We start from the raw sequence: 18400 nt of genomic DNA, 5'->3' as shown, positions 1-18400 counted from the left end.
AATCATTTATTAAGCTTCAAGTATGAATAATTGCTGCGTGCAGTTTTTCAGTTGGGCATCAATTTCTGCGATTTGCTCGGTATATTCGGAACGGTTCCTAGCATCCAATAATGCATTAATCTCAGATTGAATTTGTTCAATTTGGCGTTCAACTTGACGTTCTCTGAACAATTGCTGTAATTGCCCAACCGTATCTTTATACTCGAACACGAGACGATCATGACCATCCACATGTTCAACGATTTTAGATACCTTGCCTTGCTTATACCAATATTCCATCGTATAGCCCGTATAAATTCGATTTACAATCGCATCGCCTTTAAATGCGGATACGGCTTTGCGCATCGCATTGGTCAACTTCGGTTTAACCAGACGGCAGGACGTTTCACATACATACGTCGTGGCCTTCCGTTGAAACGGTAACCGAATCTCCTCCCCTGCACCATCCTCAAGAACAACTTCTTGATTTCCGTTATCGAGCACCATCACATACGAATGGATCTCCTGCTCTTCAAAACTATGCACAAACTTGGACATCTCTGCTTCCGTTAACTGTAAACTGGCTTTAACATATTCTGTGGCCAACCGTTGACCCATACAAATCTCCTCAATTCTTTAACATCGAAAAACTTCAATATTACTTGCCTTAAGGATATTATACTATACCCATCAACATTATGCCTGCGATCGAAACTTTGTTTTTCTTCATTTTCCTCGAAAAACACGGATTTATTCGTGAGGAAATTCAGGTTTTAATCAAGATACTCGGTTTAATACACTAACTTTGCGGATTCCCTACCTCATCTGTTGTCAAAGCATATCGGCTGATAACTTCCCAAAGCTCGTCCTTGCCTAGACCAAGCTCTGAAGAGAACATAACCATCGGATTGCTCGAAGTTAATTGAAGATCGTTACGAATGACTTTCATATGCTTTTGCCACTGGCTTTTTGGCAATTTATCTGCCTTTGTCATCACGACACAGGTTGGTATGTCATAATGAATCAGCCATTCACGCATCATAATATCATCCTTGGATGGTGGATGACGAAGATCCACGACCTGCAGAACTAATTGCAGAGGATCACGCTCTAGCAAATAACGTTCTATCATTTTCCCCCAAGCTTGACGCTGCGTCTTCGATACTTTGGCATACCCATATCCCGGGAAATCCACGAAATACATCAGATCATTGATGCGATAATAATTTAAACATTGTGTTTTACCAGGCTGGGAGCTTGTCCGAGCCAAGTTTTTACGATTGATCATACGGTTAATTAACGAGGACTTTCCAACATTAGAACGCCCTGCCAGAGCAATCTCCGGCAAGGCATCATCAGGGTATTGGTCAGGTCCTACAGCACTTATAATAAATTCTGCTTGTGTTACTTTCATCGTCTGTATTCCCTCTTTCTAATGCACTTCAATATCTATCGGCTCAACAAGCGCATGCTCGATCACTTGATCCATATGGCCTACAAGCACGATCGTAATATCTTTCTTCACGCTATCTGGAATGTCTTGCAAATCACGTTCGTTATCTTTGGGAACAAGAATCTTCTTAATGCCAGCACGATGCGCAGCAAGCGATTTCTCTTTCAATCCCCCAATAGGCAGCACACGTCCACGGAGCGTTATCTCTCCAGTCATGGCAACATCCTTCGAGACATAATGATTCGTCAACGCAGAGATCAATGCTGTAGCAATCGTAATCCCTGCCGAAGGGCCATCCTTCGGAATAGCGCCTTCCGGTATGTGAATATGCACATCATTCTTCTCATGGAAATTCGGATCAATATGAAGCGACGTGGCACGGGATCGGATATAACTAAAAGCGGCTTGCGCCGATTCCTTCATCACATCTCCAAGCTTCCCTGTGAGCGTTAATTTACCGGTACCCGGCATCACCGTCACTTCGATATTCAACATCTCTCCACCGACTTCGGTCCAAGCAAGTCCTGTAACAGAACCAATCTGGTTCTCTTCTTCGGCTTGACCGTATCGGAATTTAGAAATCCCTAAATAATCCTTGATGTCATCCGGTGCGATGACAATCTTCTCGACGTCAGAGGATACGATCTGCTTCGCCGCTTTACGGCACAGCGCTGCGATTTGCTGTTCCAAATTCCGCACGCCCGACTCTCGCGTATATTCGCGAATAACCTTTAAGAGTGCTTCTTCTCCAATTTCCAGTTGTTCAGGCTGTAATCCGTGCTCCTTCGTCTGTTTCGGAAGCAAGTATTGTCTCGCGATTTGTTGTTTCTCAAGCTCCGTATACCCCGGAATGTATAACATCTCCATCCGGTCTAATAACGGTCTAGGAATGTTATGCACTGCATTGGCCGTGGTCACGAACATGACGTTCGACAAATCGAAAGGAAGTTCCACGAAGTGATCGCTGAAGGTATTATTCTGTTCGGGGTCTAACACCTCAAGCAGTGCCGCAGATGGGTCCCCTCGGAAATCCGAAGCCATCTTATCAATTTCATCCAACAAGAATACCGGATTCATGGAACCAGCCGTCTTCATCCCTTGAATGATACGCCCCGGCATCGCACCGACGTAAGTACGTCGATGTCCGCGAATCTCCGCTTCGTCACGCACACCGCCAAGGGAAATGCGAACAAATTGGCGACCCAGAGAGCGTGCGATGGAACGTGCCAACGATGTTTTACCTACCCCCGGCGGACCGACGAGGCACAGGATAGGCCCTTTCAGCTTCTTCACCAGTTGTTGTACAGCTAAGTACTCTAAGACGCGTTCCTTGGGCTTCTCCAAGCCGTAATGGTCTTCGTTCAGAATCTTCTCCGCTTCCATAATATCCAAGTGGTCTTCGGTCTTATTGGACCAAGGCAAGGATAGCAGCCAGTCGACATAGTTGCGAATGACGCCGCCTTCTGCGGATGTTGCCGGTGTTTTCTCGAGCCGATCGATTTCTTTGGAAATCTTCTCATGCACCGATTCAGGAACCGTCAATTCAGCCAGCTTCGCGCGTAGTTCTTCAACCTCGCCTAACCGGCCTTCCTTCTCGCCCAGCTCCTTCTGGATGGCTTTCATCTGCTCACGCAGATAATATTCCTTCTGCGTCTTCTCCATCTGCTTCTTCACGCGTTGGCTGATCTTGCGTTCTAACTCCAGCACCTCGCGCTCATTGTTCAGGATATCCAGCAGTTTTTCCAGCCGTTCCGTCACATCGATGGTCTCCAGAATCCCTTGCTTATCCTTGATCTTCAAAGATAAATGACTTGTAATCACATCCGCCAATCGCCCGGGTTCATCAATATCCGATACCGCGGCAAGCGTCTCCGGCGTAACTTTTTTGGACAAATTTATGTAGTATTCAAACTGATTCAATACCGTGCGCATCAGCGCATCGATCTCCGGTCCCTTGGATTCCTGTTCGGGAAGCTCCTTGATGTGTACTTCGAAATATTCTTCATTGGTTGTGTATTGTAAAATTTCAGCGCGAACTACGCCTTCGATTAATACACGAATCGTCCCATTCGGCAGCTTAAGCATCTGCTTTACTTTGGCGATTGTTCCAATGGAATAAATATCATCCGTTCCCGGCTCTTCCATATCGATGTCCGATTGTGAACACAGGAGAATCATATTATCTTCTACCATCGCTCGCTCTAAAGCCTTAACCGACTTGTCACGTCCGACATCCAGGTGTAATACCATGCTCGGATAAACAAGCAGTCCCCTTAAGGGTAGCAGAGGAATACGGCGACCTTTTCCCTTGTATAGGCCCATCTTTCGCACCTCCAGTGGCTCTCAATAAGATGTTTTTAACCACAATAGAATTTATAAAAGTTTCGGTATATCAAAACTAAAAAATTCTATTTGGCGATAAAACCACCTCTAAACGCGGTCGCTCATCTCCGAAAGGACCTCGATAGAAGGTTTTCTCACATTTTATCAAATGTTGCATGAAAAAACCAATGGGCTCCCGTTTAAGCAGCTACATCCCGCCAGATTCTGTCGTACGCGGCGATTCGATTCGATTCGCTTGTAGATAGGTCGTAGGCGGCGCAAGGTACAAGTCCTTGTTCTCTTGCGGAATATCCAGTAAGATTTCTTGAACCGATTCACCAAACACCTGTTGGAATACATCTTGAATCGTATCTACCGGAATGACGCGCAACCCATTCAGATCTGTGAAAATAGCTTGCCAATTCTCGCGAGGAATAATCACTGTCGTTGCTCCCGCTTGAAAAGCAGCCTCCACTTTCGCAATAACGCCGCCGATCGGTTTTACTTTTCCATGGATACTTACTTCACCCGTCATCGCCATTTTATTGTCAATCGGGATGTGATTCATGGCAGAAGCAATCGCTGTTGCCATGGCAATTCCTGCAGAAGGACCGTCAATCGGCGTCCCCCCGGGGAAGTTGATATGCAGATCATAACTATAAGGATCTAAGCCGATCGTACGTAGCACGGTCAGCACATTCTCAATCGAACCTTTCGCCATACTCTTGCGGCGCAACGTACGTGAACCCCCACCGCCAAGCTCTTCCTCGTCGACAACGCCGGTGATATTATACTTCCCTTGCCCTGGCTTGGCACGAATGGCCGTCACTTCAATTTCAAGCAATGCACCCATGTTCGGTCCATAGACCGCTAGCCCATTCACGAATCCCACGCTAGGGTTGAGCGGGATTTTACGTTCCGGACGCGGTGGAATTTGGCTGCTGTTCACAACCCACTCCACATCTGCTGCTGAAATCGAATTCCGTTTCTCGGCCATCGCTAAACCTGCTGCGAGCTGAATGACATTCACGGCTTCACGTCCATTGGTAGCATATCTACTGACTACCTCAACCGCTTCGGGGCAAGGATCAAACCCAATTTTGCGAACCGCATCCGACGAAATGATCGCGATCTCATCCGCCAAGAGTGGTCGGAAAAAAATCTCCATGCAACGGGAACGAAGCGCTGGAGAGATGTCCTGCGGTGAACGCGTGGTTGCACCCACGAGACGGAAATCGGCTGGCAAGCCATTCTGGAACACATCGTGTATATAGACAGGAATGTTCGTATCTTCCGAATTGTAATAGGCGCTCTCTAAGAACACTTTACGATCTTCCAGTACTTTTAACAGCTTATTCATTTGAATGGGATGCAATTCACCAATCTCGTCGATAAACAGAATCCCTCCATGCGCTTTGGTTACAGCACCAGGTTTCGGCTGCGGAATCCCTGCAACCCCCATCGCACCTGCGCCTTGATAGATTGGATCATGGACAGAACCTATTAACGGGTCAGCAATGCCCCGCTCATCGAAGCGAGCCGTAGTCGCGTCAATTTCCGTAAATTTCGCATCCGACATAAATGGGGAGCTCGGATTTTTCTTTGCTTCCTCCAATACAACACGAGCTGCCGCAGTCTTCCCGACACCCGGCGGGCCATATATAATGACATGCTGCGGATTCGCGCTGCAGAGCGCTGCTGTTAGCGCACGCAGCCCATCCTTTTGACCTACAATATCGCGCATGTTCGTCGGTCTCGTCTTCTCAGCCAAAGGTTTGGTTAAGGAAATGGAGCGCATTTTGCGCAGCTTATCCATTTCTTTGCGGGATTCCCGATCCACAGCTGTCCGATTGGTCTTTTGCGATCGTAGCAAGTTCCAGAAATAAAGTCCAATAATAATCGCAAAAAATACTTGAATAAACATTAAAGCGATGCTCAAATCCATCCGTCATTCCTCCTCATTACTTCACTATGATCATCTGAATCATTTTCTCAATTTTCAACACAAAAAAACCGAGAAAGTGTAATACGTTACAGTATTTCCTTTTCTCGGTCCAAATAACCATATTTTATTCTATTCTTTTACCCAACAATCCGCATGTTTCAAGCCTGGTATCGTGCTCGCATGGAACTGAGGATCTACTCCGCTCTGTCGTTGCCTACGATAATCTTGCAGTGCTGCAAATGCATACTTCCCTAACAATGTAATTACAACCAAGTTAATCAAGGCCATGCAGCCCATGAATAGATCTGCCATATCCCAGACAAGTGCCACCTTAGCCACAGACCCGAAAATAACCATAGCAATGACACCTAACCGGTACAAGAGCATCCACATTTTGATATGACGGCCTTTGCCATTGATAAATTCGATATTACTCTGACCATAGTAGTAATTCCCAATCAAGGAGCTAAAGGCAAATAAGAAGATCGCCAAGCCTACAAAGATATTCGCCCAATCACCAACCTGTGAAGCAAGAGCCTGTTGCGTGAGCTGAATACCGTCATAATCTCCTGAAGCGTGTAAGCCTGAGAAAAGAATAATAAACGCCGTCGCACTGCAGACAAGCAGCGTATCTACGAACACGCCTAACGACTGAATCATCCCTTGCTTCACCGGGTGACTCACATTCGCGGTAGCCGCCGCATTGGGCGCACTGCCCATACCCGCCTCATTCGAGAACAAGCCACGTTTAATGCCCATCATCATCGCCGCTCCAATTCCTCCGGATGCTGCTTCTCGAAAACCGAATGCATGCATGAAAATATCTGAGAACACTTGAGGAATGGCGGAAATGTTCATCACGATGACAAACAAAGCAATCAAAATGTAGCCGGTTGCCATGACAGGCACGATCACCGATGATACTTGCCCAATCCGCTGTACCCCGCCGAAGATCGTGAGCGCTAACATCACAGCAAGTACAATTCCAATCCATAAAGGCTCCCAACCGAATGAGCCCTGAAAGGCGGAAGTCATGGTATTAACTTGCACAGCATTGAACACAAACCCAAAGCTGAACGTAATCAGCAAAGCGAAAATAATACCTAACCACCGCGCATTGAGCGCTTTCTCCATATAATAAGCTGGACCTCCACGGAAGTTATTACCGTCTCGCACCTTGAAGATTTGTGCAAGTGTCGATTCTACAAATCCGGATGCTGCGCCGAAGATGGCAATAACCCACATCCAGAACACAGCGCCAGGCCCTCCAAGCGATATGGCAATCGCCACACCCGCCAAGTTCCCTGTGCCTACCCGCGATGCCGTACTAATACAAAAGGCTTGGAAAGAGGATACCCCTTTCTTCTCTCCCTTCGTCGAGGAATCGGAAGGCTCCTTCTCCACTAACAATCGTAGTGTTTCTCGAATCGCAACCACTTGAACAAATCTTGTACGAACGGAGAAATATACCCCTAATACAATTAACACTGCGATCAAGATGTACGTCCAGACGAAATCACTTAAAGATAATACCACATTGTGAAACCATTCCACGCAATCAATCATCCCTTCTTCTGCCTTGTCTAGATGTCAGATTAACTAACATAATTTATTTTATCGTATTTTTCTGAAAATGAAAGTATTTTTTATCACTACTTTTTTCCTTTTAAATTTTACCTTTAGCTACAAACCACTATTCTATGCAAAGAAAAAACGGCACATCCTTCCCTGCAACCAAGATTGCAGACGGGATATGCCGTTTGACTCAACCTTATGAATGATGATGCTGCTTCCGACCCGGAATTTCTCCCGTGCGCTCGTAAGCTTCAACAATGATATCAATTTCTTTCTTCAACTCATTCAGAAGCTCATCTTCAGGTACTTTACGGATCATTTCGCCGTACCGGAATAACATCCCTTCCCCGCGTGCTCCCGCGATCCCGATGTCTGCTTCTCTAGCTTCCCCCGGACCGTTTACAGCACAACCTAGAACAGATACTTTAATCGGTACTTTGATCTTCGAAATATACTCTTCAACCTCATTAGCGATCGAAAATAGGTCAATATCGAGCCGCCCGCATGTCGGACAGGAGATTAACGTGGCCGCATTCGAAATAAGACCGAATGATTTCAGAAGTTCACGAGCAACCTTCACTTCTTCAACCGGATCTGCACTGAGCGAAATACGTACGGTTGATCCGATGCCCATGGATAACAACGCCCCGATGCCGGCAGCACTTTTCACCGTACCAGAGAATAGCGTTCCTGCTTCCGTAATTCCCAAATGCAACGGATAGTCAAAGCTCTCCGCAGCCATTCGATACGCAGCAATCGCCATCGGAACATCTGACGCTTTCAATGACACGATGATATCGTGGAAATCCAGCTCTTCCAAAATGCCGATATGGAATTTCGCGCTCTCCACCATCGCTTCAGTCGTTGGATAACCATATTTCTCAAGTAAATGATTTTCTAGCGATCCCGCATTGACACCGATCCGAATTGGAATCCCTTTCTCCTTACAAGCCTTCACAACAGCTTCTACCTTCTCACGACGACCAATATTCCCTGGATTGATCCGAACCTTATCAATGCCATTCTCGATCGCTGCGAGAGCCAGACGATAGTCAAAATGAATATCCGCAACTAATGGGATATGGATTTGCTTCTTAATCTCTTTGATAGCTTCCGCAGCTTCCATATTATTCACGGTGACACGAACCATCTGGCATCCTGCTTCTTCCAATCGAAGAATTTCAGCTACTGTTGCTTCTACATTTGCCGTTTTGGTCGTACACATGCTTTGAATAACGACTTCATCGCTGCCGCCAATGGTCAAGTTGCCGACTTTAATCGGACGCGTTTGTTTTCTCAAGAACATATTTATTCTCTCCCAAGAACGTCAAAGCTCCACCCGCCATCCAGCCGTAGCGCGAGGCACGGATGTCCGAATGAACAGGTGGAGTTCAACTGTGTTGTATTCAAGCCTAAGTTAACTTTTGATTACGAAGCATATCAGGGTGATATCTCGACAAAAACAATAGTCTTATTTAGGCGCTTTCTTCCTTCTTCTTGCTCTTCTTCGTCGTCAATTCAGGGACAATTTTGTCCTGAATGACTTTCTCCGTAATGACGCAGTTCGTAATATCATCACGTGATGGAACCTCGTACATTAAATCCAGCATAACACCTTCAATGATTGAACGCAAACCACGCGCTCCCGTGTTGCGCTTGATTGCCTCTTTTGCAATAGCTTCGAGGGCACCCTGTTCGAATTCCAGCTTCACGTTATCAAACTCAAGGAGCTTCTGATATTGCTTCACTAACGCATTCTTCGGCTCGGAGAGAATACGTACCAATGTGCTCTCATCCAGCGGCTCTAGCGTTGAAATAACCGGTAGACGACCCACGAATTCCGGAATCAATCCAAATTTCAACAAGTCTTCTGGTAATACCATGGACAAGTATTCGCCTGGTTTCAACTCTTTCGTGCTATCGCCAACGGAATTAAAGCCGATGACTTTTTTACCGATACGACGTTTGATCAACTGCTCCAGGCCGTCAAAGGCACCGCCACAGATGAACAAAATGTTCGTTGTATCGATTTGAATAAACTCTTGATGCGGGTGTTTACGGCCACCTTGCGGCGGTACCGAAGCTACCGTACCTTCAAGAATTTTGAGTAATGCTTGTTGAACGCCTTCACCTGACACATCACGAGTAATTGAAGGATTCTCTGATTTACGGGCAACTTTGTCAATTTCATCGATATAAATAATACCGCGCTCTGCTTTCTCGACATCGTAATCCGCTGCTTGAATGAGTTTGAGAAGAATATTCTCTACGTCCTCACCGACATAACCAGCTTCAGTCAATGAAGTAGCGTCTGCAATCGCAAATGGTACATTCAAAATTTTAGCCATGGTCTGTGCAAGTAATGTTTTACCGGAACCTGTAGGTCCAACGAGTAGAATGTTACTTTTTTGCAGTTCCACATCTTCAATTTTGCTCTGTGTATTAATCCGTTTGTAGTGATTATACATCGCAACCGAGAGCGATTTCTTCGCTTGCTCTTGCCCGATGACGTATTGGTCCAGAATGTTGCGGATATCCTTCGGCTTCGGAATATCTTTTAAATCGATATCCTCGTCATGGCCGAGTTCTTCCTCCACGATTTCCGTACACAATTCGATACACTCATCACATATATATACACCAGGACCAGCTACAAGCTTACGCACTTGTTCTTGCGATTTACCGCAGAACGAACATTTCAGCTGACCTTTTTCTTCGTTAAATTTAAACATGGAATCCCCCCTTAGTTCAAAATGGGCCGAGTGAGAACTTGGTCCACCAAACCGTAAGCTTTGGCATCTTCTGCACTCATGAAATTGTCTCGGTCTGTATCTCGCTCGATTTTCTCAAGGGGCTGACCCGTCGTATCCACATAAATTTGATTCAATTTCTGCTTCGTCTTGATGATCCAATCCGCATGGATTTTAATATCTGTCGCTTGACCTCTTACACCGCCTAACGGCTGGTGGATCATAACCTCGCTATTCGGCAACACAAAACGTTTGCCTTTTGCTCCGGCAGTCAAAAGAAGCGAACCCATGCTCGCAGCGAGACCGACGCAAATCGTCGAGACATCTGGCTTAATGAAATTCATTGTATCCAAAATACCCAAACCTGCTGTGACAGATCCTCCAGGGGAATTGATATAGAGCGAAATATCCTTCTCCGGATCTTCAGCTGCTAAAAAGAGGAGTTGGGCAATGACTGTATTGGCTACATCATCATCAATCGCACTCCCCAGAAAAATAATGCGATCTTTCAACAATCTCGAGTAGATATCGTAAGATCTCTCCCCGCGATTTGTTTGTTCTACAACCATAGGTATCAGATTCATGTGACCAACCTCTTTTCCTCTTCAATTATGAATTCGTGACTACTGTTATTTTATCACGTTCCGATGATCATGTCATTTCTACTGCGATTACCGATATTTCATTCTATGTATCATGACGCCGGAAATTGTGTCTTGCTTGCGCCTTGGGGTGCAACAATTATGTATTATGTACTTCAAAATTCATTTGTGAACGGAACAAACCACCTAAGTAGAGTTAAAAATAAGGCACGCAGTGAAGATACGTGCCTTATAGGTCTGTTTCATTTTTGATTAGTTCTTGCTGTTGTCCACAAGGAATTTCACTGTTTTGCGGATCGCTACTTCTTCAGTCAAGTTCGCAAGCGAACCATTTGCACTCAAGATGCTGCGGATTTCGTCTGTAGAACGTTTGTAAGCTTCAGCCATTTGGGAAAGCTCTTCGTTCACATCTTCTTCAGTAGCAACAATGTTTTCTTCTTTCGCGATTTGCTCAAGAACAAGGTTGTTACGAACACGTTTTTGCGCATCAGCTTGCATTTGTTGTTTCATGTCTTCGATCGTTTGACCGGAGAATGTCATGAACATATCCAAGGTCATGCCTTGTGCTTGAAGACGGCTATCGAAATCGCGAACCATGTGATCCACTTCCGTGTCGATCATTGGTTGTGGAATTTCAACTTCAGCTGCTTCTGCTGCTTTCTCAACGATCTCAGCTTCGCGTTTGCCTTCGTTTTCTTTCTCTTTGCGTTCTTTGATTTGTTTGTTCAAATCTTCTTTGAACGCATCCAATGTATCGAATTCACTTACGTCTTTAGCAAACTCATCGTCCAATACAGGAAGTTGTTTACGTTTGATTTCGTGAAGTTTTACTTTGAATGTAGCAGCTTTACCAGCCAATTCTTCTGCATGGTAAACTTCTGGGAATGTTACTTCAACATCCTTGAAGTCGCCTGTGCCAAGGCCGATTAATTGTTCTTCAAAGCCTGGAATGAACGATTTAGAACCAATTTCTAGAGAGTAACGGTCGCCTTTACCGCCTTCGAATGGAGCCCCATCAACGAAACCTTCGAAATCGATAATGACAGTGTCGCCTTCTTTAGCTGTATCTTCGTCGATAACAACCAATTCAGCGTGGCGTTGTTGAAGACGCTCTAATTCAGCAGCTACTTCTTCTTCGGTTACAACTGCTTCTTCAACTGGAACTTCAATGCCTTTGTATTCACCTAATTTAACTTCAGGTTTAACCAATACTTTAGCTTTGAAAATGAAGCTCTCGCCTTTAGCGAATTGTTCAACATCTACCTCAGGACGATCTACAGGCTCGATGTTTGTTTCTTGAATAGCTTCTGTATAAACTTCAGGCAACAAGATATCAATTGCATCTTGGTACAAGCTTTCTACACCGAATCTTTTCTCGAAAATCGGACGAGGTACTTTACCTTTACGGAAACCTGGTACGTTTACCTTTACTATAACTTTCTTAAACGCCTTGTCCAAGGCACCTGCGACGCGCTCCGCGTCTACTTCAACTTGCAGAACCCCAAGGTTCTTCTCTATTTTTTCCCAGCTTGCTTTCATTTTATGCCTTCCCCTCCAAAAAATTCACATGGCTCTATGCACATGATCAGCATTCGTTGAATCAATGCGCTAGACCCGTGACTAGTCCACGTTCGAAACAACCATTACATTATATACAACATCTTGATTTTAATCAAGAATGCGACTTGACAAAAAGCCCCTAAAGTGCGTTTCTTCGCCATTTTTAGCTAGTCTGACGTCAGGAAAGGGCTTTCTATCAAGCCTTTTAATTGTTTATAGGCTTGTTCCATTCTAAACCTTAATGCGTCTGTAATGCCATAACTCTCTCGAATTTCGATTTTTTCCGACTCCATGTCGAAATCGCCTGTTAGCATTTCCTTCATCCAAATATGTAATGACGCCGCCCAAATATCAATCGTAGAGTCATCGTCATCGATGATAGAATTGTAGGCTGCCGTTCCATACATCGCCATTACGCATTGCTCCCATAACTCCAAGGCTAACAAAGAAAGTCCGGGGTCCTGGATCTCCGTCTGCTCACGTACACGCTCGGGCACATTCAACACGGCTTGAGGGAAATCTTCGTAACGTACAGGTGTTGCTTCAATCTCTAACTCCAACTGTTCGTGACCGCGAGTGAACTCCACCGTACCGGCTGCTCCGCGTTTGCGCAGGGTTTGCAGAACATGAAATTGTAACAATGCCGGCAACTGCTCAGCCTTCAGCCATGTTTTCAACACCTCATCAATCTCCGGGTGATCCATATACGTCAGCTGTTCCAGTGCCAAGAGCTTCTGCGGTGTCAAAGGTCCATTCATGATCGAATCCAATACTTTATTTACATATTCCGGATCCTCATCAACTTTGGTGCGAAAATACTGCTCTGCCATATCCGATTCCGTCTCGTCTTCAACCATAGCGTCGTTTAGCCCTCTTGCTTCAGGGAAAGCACCCAAGAGCCAGTCCAGCAAAGCTTGCCATTCTGTTTTGTACTGCTCCTGACCTTCACATTGCAAAAGGAACTTCAACAGTTGTATGGCTTCGCCATACTGTTCTGTTTCCAAGCAACGAGTCAATTGAATTTGATAAAAATCGAGCATCTTCGGAAATAAAATAATATTGTTTTGACGGGTGTCTTGCTTGTTCGAATCCGTAATAAGCTACACCAACTTTCTACCTGCTCATAGTGTCTCATTCACATCATAACAGATTATACAGAAAAAAATAAAATTTTTCTATTGCACATCTTCAATTCTTTTGATACAATAAGTTCTGTTGTCCCAGTAGCTCAGCTGGATAGAGCAACGGCCTTCTAAGCCGTCGGTCAGGGGTTCGAATCCCTTCTGGGACGCCATTTCAATAAATTTAATGTAATCAAAAATACATAAAGAACGCGATAAGCCCTTATAACAACGGTTTATCGCTTTTTTTCGTTTTTTTTACACACGATATTACAAAAACCTTAGATCACTCTGAGACTAAAACGAAGTTTATTCCAGGTCAACAACGACTCCAGTTACTTCTTCATCTTTATCTTGATTCCAAAATAATGAAAGAACCAGTACAAACGTCCAAACAAAGTGAGATCAGCCTTCATAACATAACGTGTACTCAAAATTAGGGAGGTGTTGAAATGGGCGATTTACGTGGAGGTTTATTTACAAGCACAGGTACAATCCTTGTATTGTTCATCTTGTTAGTAATTGTCTCTTGTGCATGTATGGGTGGTTTCGGTATCTAATAATACCGATATAGTACAGTTAGTGCCTAATGTCGATAAATATTAATATGAGTAATCCGGGTACACTAAACACATTCTTTGCATAATATATCTATATCATACAGTCGCCTCTTTAAAGCACGGTTGCCAACTTTTTGTGGCACTGTGCTTTTTTATTTTATAAAACAGAAATAGAGCCTCGGAGTGATCCGGAATATAATGTTTATATCTTCCGAATGAGCGAGTAAATGAAAAAAGTGTGGAGGTATATACCAATTAATAAGAAAAGTATTGTTATTGTTATTTCCTCTTTAATTTTAATTACGCTAGTAGTACTTAACTTTTATCAGTTGTCTTTAACAATCCAACACAACAGAATGATATCAAACATAGACACTAGCTTGATTTCCGAACTTGACGGTTTAGCACAACGGATTAAAGAAGATACTATTCCTGATTCTATAGTTATAAGCCAAGCTAGTAAAATTGCAGCACTATCAGATTATTCAAGCTATAATTTCCATTACGCTTACACGTTAGAAACCAGATTATTAGAGTTGCATTACAATAATCTTTCATTACACAATGTAATTGAAATTAAAAATACCATTAAGTTATTAATGGAGGATTTTACAAATACCCAACTGATAAATAAATTAGATTCTCTATTGATTAGTAAATAGTCCGTATACAACGTTTATGCATCCGCTAATAAACCGCACCATTGAAGCAATCCGAGTTAATCGTAATTTCGACGATATACATTCGATATACAGCGGCGCTCGCGCTAACCCCCTGAGTTTTCGGACGGCCCTCGCCCTGAGACGTCCAGCCGATGTAACTCAACGTAAGCTATCAATCCGCCTATCTGAACCATGCCAGACCTTATCATATAACGGATTATAGGCGTATGAGCTGCGTTCTAGACCGAGTAACATGTCGAAATTCTCTCGGAGGATAAAATAACACCGGATCACTCCGAGGCTTTTTATTCTGTAGTACAAATATAAAAGCACAGTGCCACAAAAGTTGGCAACCGTGCTTTAAAGGAGGCTCTTTCCAATTTAAATATCATATTATCGACATTAGGCACTAACTATACTATATCGGCATTATTAGCAACCGCAACCTAAACCACCGATACTACCCGTACAAGCGCAAGCGACAATAACTAACAAGATGAACAATACAAGGATAGTACCTGTGCTTGTAAACAAACCTCCACCAAACTCGCCCATTTCAACACCTCCCTATTATTGAGTACTCGTTATGTTATGAAGGCTGATCTCACTTTGTTTGGACGATTGTTACTGGTTATTTCACTATATTGGAATCAAGACAATCAATAAAATAACACCGGATCACCACACTCCGAGGTTTTTTATTCTATAGTACAAATAAAAAAGCACAGTGCCATAAAAGTTGGCAACCGTGCTTTAAAGGGGTAACTGGATGAGCTAGATATATTATGCAAAGAATGTGTTAAGTGTGCTCGGACTACTCTTATTAATAATTATCGACATTAGGCACTAATTAAAAAAACATGCACAAGAGACAATAACTAACAAGATGAACAATACAAGGATAGTACCTGTGCTTGTAAAGCGTTCACGAAACTCACCCATGTCAACACCTCCTCTTTTTGAGTACATGTTATGTTATGAAAGATGATCTCACTTTGTTTGGATGGTTGTACTGGTTATTTCACTATATTAGAATCAAAACAAGCATCGTCTGATCCTCGGTGCAATTACGAATATGATCGCAACGCAAGTATACGAAAATGCCACGTCAGGATACTAAATTATGCTGCTTGCTAACATTTGGAAATTATCGTGAAATCGGCGTAGTAAATAATCAAACCGCATAGCTTATAACGAACCGTGTGTCACCGTATGAATGAACGTTAAAGGCAAACGCTAGGTTTCGGGGATTTAGCCGGCAATAACGGCCTTTTAAGCCGTCGGTCAGGGGTTCGAATCCCTTCTGGGACGCCATATCAATAAATTTAATGTAATCAAAAATACATGAAGAACACGATAAGCCCTTATAACAACGGTTTATCGCGTTTTTTAATTTTCAATGTAGTTATCTAGATTAAGCTTGATTACCTTACGTTTTCTATTTTTACACAAGTTTTACACATGATATGATTAAATCGTCAGATCACGCTGAGACTAAAACGAGTTTATTCTCATTATATTATTAATCTCTTAACAACCTCGATTTTAAATGTTCTTCCTTCTTCAGTAATAACAATGTTGTAAGAACGACGGTCAAGTTCCAAAAGGACGACTTTTATCCCCAACCCCTAAAACCTTCTCAGCTTCCAATCGCGCCATCCCATAGCACACTTTCGCTTTGCTATCATCATCTTTAACAATTCACAAATCATCTTTACTCAGTGTGTTTAACTTTAATCCCCCACTGCTGCAAACCACCAATATTAATATTAGACATAATACAATAAAAATACCTTTGGATCTCAATCCCTCTCCCCTTCTCCTATTGTGGCTTCCCTAAATTTTAACACAGAGGCGATTCCGAGTTTTTTATTCATCTCAATATAGTTAAATAACCAGTAACAAACACCCAAACAAAGTGAGATCAGCCTTCATAACATAACGTGTACTCAAAATTAGGGAGGTGTTGAAATGGGCGAGTTTCGCGGAGGTTTGTTTACAAGCACAGGTACAATCCTTGTATTGTTCATCTTGTTAGTAATTGTCTCTTGTGCATGTATGGGTGGTTTCGGTATCTAATAAAGCCGACATATTACAGTTAGTGCCTAATGACGATAATATGATACTCTAGATCATACAGTCACCTCTTTAAAGCATGGTTGCCGACTATTTATGGCACCGTGCTTTTTTATTTGTGAAACAGAAAAAGAGCCTCGGAGTGATCAGCAAAATTCTAAACGCTTAGCAATTTAAACAAAATAAATTATCATGTGCTTGGAATTTAAATAAATTGCCCCACAGGTCCAATACCTATGGGGCTGCAACAATTTACATTTGTTGCATTAAATATATCGAATCTCTATGAATACAGAGAAAACGCGAGAAGCCATATAAGGGTTTCCGGCGTTTTTTAGTTTTCGTAGTTTTATTCATCTCAAAATAGTGAAATAACCAGTAACAATTATCCAAACAAAGAGAGATCAGTCTTCATAACATAACGTGTACTCAAAAATAGGGAGGTGTTGACATGGGCGAGTTTCGTGAACGCTTTACAAGTACAGGTACTATCCTCGTATTGTTCATCTTGTTAGTTATAGTCGCTTGTAGTTGTTGTGGTTTCTTCAACTAATAAATCCGAGAAAGTGCTATTAATGCCTAATGTCGATCATGTGATATCTGAAATGAAAAGATCCTCTGAGTCTAGTAAAGAAACCTTTCACACTAAACACATTCTTTGCATAATATAACTCTAGCTCATACAGTTACCCCTTTAAAGCACGGTTGCCAACATTTGTGGCACCGTGCTTTTTTTATTTGGCTATGTTAACTCAAAATGTTGATATTTGGCCAAAAGAAAACCGCCTTGACGAAAAGGCGGTAAATTGAACTAACGTACCAGGTAGTTCAATGCTTAAACTCTGTCCCTATGCCAATTGTTGCGCGATCTCCCAGGCATGTCCTGCCGGATCGATGAATGAAGCCGTTCGTACTCCCCATGGCCGGTCGATCGGACCGTTAAGTAGAGCAACCCCGCGTTTTTTCAATTCATCACAGACCGCATCCGCGTCATCGACCCGAATGGTGAGCAGGAACCGGAATCCGGATTCACGTGTTGCGACTGTTCCCGGTTTCATCAATTCGTGTGACTCGGAAATATCCAAGAGGTTCACGCTCATATTCCCGAAATTAAACACCGACGAGACCTCATCTTCATATACGGCTTGAAATCCGAATACTTCCTGATAGAACGCCTTTACCTTCTGAAAATCCTCAACGAACAGCGTAATGACATCCACATTCATAGATCCTAAACTCTTCATGTGTACACCCTCTCCTTTGAAATTGATATTAATTTTTCAGCATTTGTTCGAGTTCGGCCTCCTGGCGCAGGTGATGGCGAAAATGCATTCCGACCAATTCAAACCACTCTCGCGCTGGAGTTCCTATTTGTAGATTTCGATTACGTCGACATAGCTCAAACCGCATCCCCTTTCCGCTTGTAAATTGTTGTCATTCATTCCATCATAGCAAATATGAAAACTGATATTTCTTATGAATTGCTACCTTTTCACTATACTGTAATGGAACATTTTGCCATTGTTTTGCGTATTTATCTACAAAGGGGATGATTTAATGTTTACTTTTGCTGGAATCATAATCATCGCAATTGGTTTGCTTAACATATTCAAACCCGAGTTCGCATGGTATTTAAAAGAAGGTTGGAAGGTAGATGGTGATTCTGAGCCCAGTGATACATACTTAACCCTAACAAGATTTGGGGGAGTTGTTGCTACAATCATGGGGTTCATCGTATTAATGAGTGGAATTTTCACTTAATCCTCAGGCTTTGTCCTCTCCATAATCCCCCTGT

The 18400-nt window shown here is 43.2% G+C and carries 17 protein-coding genes and 2 tRNA genes; 6 read left to right on the top strand and 13 right to left on the bottom strand.

Annotated features, from left to right (window positions below; all coding sequences use genetic code 11):
• Positions 1-9 precede the first annotated feature (9 nt).
• From BVG16_RS06235 to BVG16_RS06190, 10 genes are all read right to left on the bottom strand, one after another.
• Entirely contained in the window at positions 10-597 is a 588-nt protein-coding gene (locus BVG16_RS06235; RefSeq protein ID WP_078497674.1) for a non-ribosomal peptide synthetase module, read from the bottom strand.
• A 181-nt stretch (positions 598-778) separates the two neighbouring features.
• The gene (yihA, locus tag BVG16_RS06230; RefSeq protein ID WP_078497673.1) at positions 779-1393 is read right to left on the bottom strand and encodes a ribosome biogenesis GTP-binding protein YihA/YsxC; all 615 of its coding nucleotides are present in this window, start codon (positions 1391-1393) and stop codon (positions 779-781) included.
• An 18-nt stretch (positions 1394-1411) separates the two neighbouring features.
• Positions 1412-3754 (bottom strand): endopeptidase La, encoded by a 2343-nt coding sequence (gene lon / locus BVG16_RS06225; RefSeq protein ID WP_078497672.1) that lies wholly within the window; start codon positions 3752-3754, stop codon positions 1412-1414.
• A 208-nt stretch (positions 3755-3962) separates the two neighbouring features.
• Positions 3963-5699 (bottom strand): ATP-dependent protease LonB, encoded by a 1737-nt coding sequence (gene lonB, locus BVG16_RS06220; RefSeq protein ID WP_078497671.1) that lies wholly within the window; start codon positions 5697-5699, stop codon positions 3963-3965.
• A 129-nt stretch (positions 5700-5828) separates the two neighbouring features.
• On the bottom strand, positions 5829-7253 hold the full coding sequence (locus BVG16_RS06215) for an alanine/glycine:cation symporter family protein (RefSeq protein ID WP_144027308.1): 1425 nt from the start codon (positions 7251-7253) through the stop codon (positions 5829-5831).
• A 217-nt stretch (positions 7254-7470) separates the two neighbouring features.
• The gene (gene ispG, locus BVG16_RS06210) at positions 7471-8580 is read right to left on the bottom strand and encodes a flavodoxin-dependent (E)-4-hydroxy-3-methylbut-2-enyl-diphosphate synthase (RefSeq protein WP_078497669.1); all 1110 of its coding nucleotides are present in this window, start codon (positions 8578-8580) and stop codon (positions 7471-7473) included.
• A 169-nt stretch (positions 8581-8749) separates the two neighbouring features.
• Positions 8750-10006: an ATP-dependent protease ATP-binding subunit ClpX gene (gene clpX / locus BVG16_RS06205; RefSeq protein ID WP_078497668.1), complete on the bottom strand. Its 1257-nt coding sequence runs from the start codon at positions 10004-10006 to the stop codon at positions 8750-8752.
• An 11-nt stretch (positions 10007-10017) separates the two neighbouring features.
• Positions 10018-10608, bottom strand: a complete 591-nt coding sequence (clpP, locus tag BVG16_RS06200; protein ID WP_078497667.1) for an ATP-dependent Clp endopeptidase proteolytic subunit ClpP — start codon at positions 10606-10608, stop codon at positions 10018-10020.
• 270 nt (positions 10609-10878) lie between these two features.
• Positions 10879-12165 (bottom strand): trigger factor, encoded by a 1287-nt coding sequence (gene tig, locus BVG16_RS06195; RefSeq protein WP_078497666.1) that lies wholly within the window; start codon positions 12163-12165, stop codon positions 10879-10881.
• 188 nt (positions 12166-12353) lie between these two features.
• Complete coding sequence (locus BVG16_RS06190; RefSeq protein WP_233146903.1) at positions 12354-13190, bottom strand: hypothetical protein; 837 nt, start codon at positions 13188-13190, stop codon at positions 12354-12356.
• A gap of 213 nt (positions 13191-13403) precedes the next feature.
• On the opposite strand from BVG16_RS06190, the gene BVG16_RS06185 reads away from it, so the two are divergent.
• From BVG16_RS06185 to BVG16_RS06175, 3 genes are all read left to right on the top strand, one after another.
• Positions 13404-13480: transfer RNA gene (locus BVG16_RS06185), tRNA-Arg, on the top strand.
• 279 nt (positions 13481-13759) lie between these two features.
• Entirely contained in the window at positions 13760-13867 is a 108-nt protein-coding gene (locus tag BVG16_RS06180; protein ID WP_078497664.1) for a sporulation protein YjcZ, read from the top strand.
• Between the two features lie 227 nt (positions 13868-14094).
• A complete protein-coding gene (locus BVG16_RS06175) occupies positions 14095-14529 on the top strand; it encodes a hypothetical protein (protein ID WP_078497663.1) in 435 nt (144 codons plus the stop codon).
• 432 nt (positions 14530-14961) lie between these two features.
• Here the strand turns inward: BVG16_RS06175 and BVG16_RS06170 are convergent, their stop codons facing one another.
• Positions 14962-15084 carry a sporulation protein YjcZ gene (locus BVG16_RS06170; RefSeq protein ID WP_078497662.1) on the bottom strand — a complete coding sequence of 41 codons (123 nt, stop codon included), beginning with the start codon at positions 15082-15084 and terminating at the stop codon, positions 14962-14964.
• Positions 15085-15375: 291 nt separating this feature from the next.
• Complete coding sequence (locus BVG16_RS33965) at positions 15376-15471, bottom strand: dihydroorotate dehydrogenase (protein WP_144027307.1); 96 nt, start codon at positions 15469-15471, stop codon at positions 15376-15378.
• Positions 15472-15769: 298 nt separating this feature from the next.
• Between BVG16_RS33965 and BVG16_RS06165 the strand changes: the two genes are divergently transcribed.
• Together BVG16_RS06165 and BVG16_RS06160 are read left to right on the top strand one after the other, a co-directional pair.
• Positions 15770-15843, top strand: a tRNA-Lys gene (locus BVG16_RS06165).
• Positions 15844-16500: 657 nt separating this feature from the next.
• A complete protein-coding gene (locus tag BVG16_RS06160; protein ID WP_018756996.1) occupies positions 16501-16608 on the top strand; it encodes a sporulation protein YjcZ in 108 nt (35 codons plus the stop codon).
• Positions 16609-17453: 845 nt separating this feature from the next.
• On the opposite strand, the gene BVG16_RS06155 is transcribed toward BVG16_RS06160, so the two are convergent.
• Entirely contained in the window at positions 17454-17849 is a 396-nt protein-coding gene (locus tag BVG16_RS06155; protein WP_078497661.1) for a VOC family protein, read from the bottom strand.
• A 313-nt stretch (positions 17850-18162) separates the two neighbouring features.
• Here BVG16_RS06155 and BVG16_RS06150 point away from each other — a divergent pair, with 313 nt between their 5' ends.
• Positions 18163-18366, top strand: a complete 204-nt coding sequence (locus tag BVG16_RS06150) for a DUF6199 family natural product biosynthesis protein (RefSeq protein WP_078497660.1) — start codon at positions 18163-18165, stop codon at positions 18364-18366.
• Positions 18367-18400: the final 34 nt, after the last annotated feature.

It is taken from the genome of Paenibacillus selenitireducens (genome assembly GCF_002021565.1).
Lineage (GTDB): Bacteria > Bacillota > Bacilli > Paenibacillales > Paenibacillaceae > Paenibacillus_K > Paenibacillus_K selenitireducens.
The sequence above is the reverse complement of the archived record's forward strand: the minus strand, read 5'-3'. Positions and strand labels throughout refer to the sequence as shown.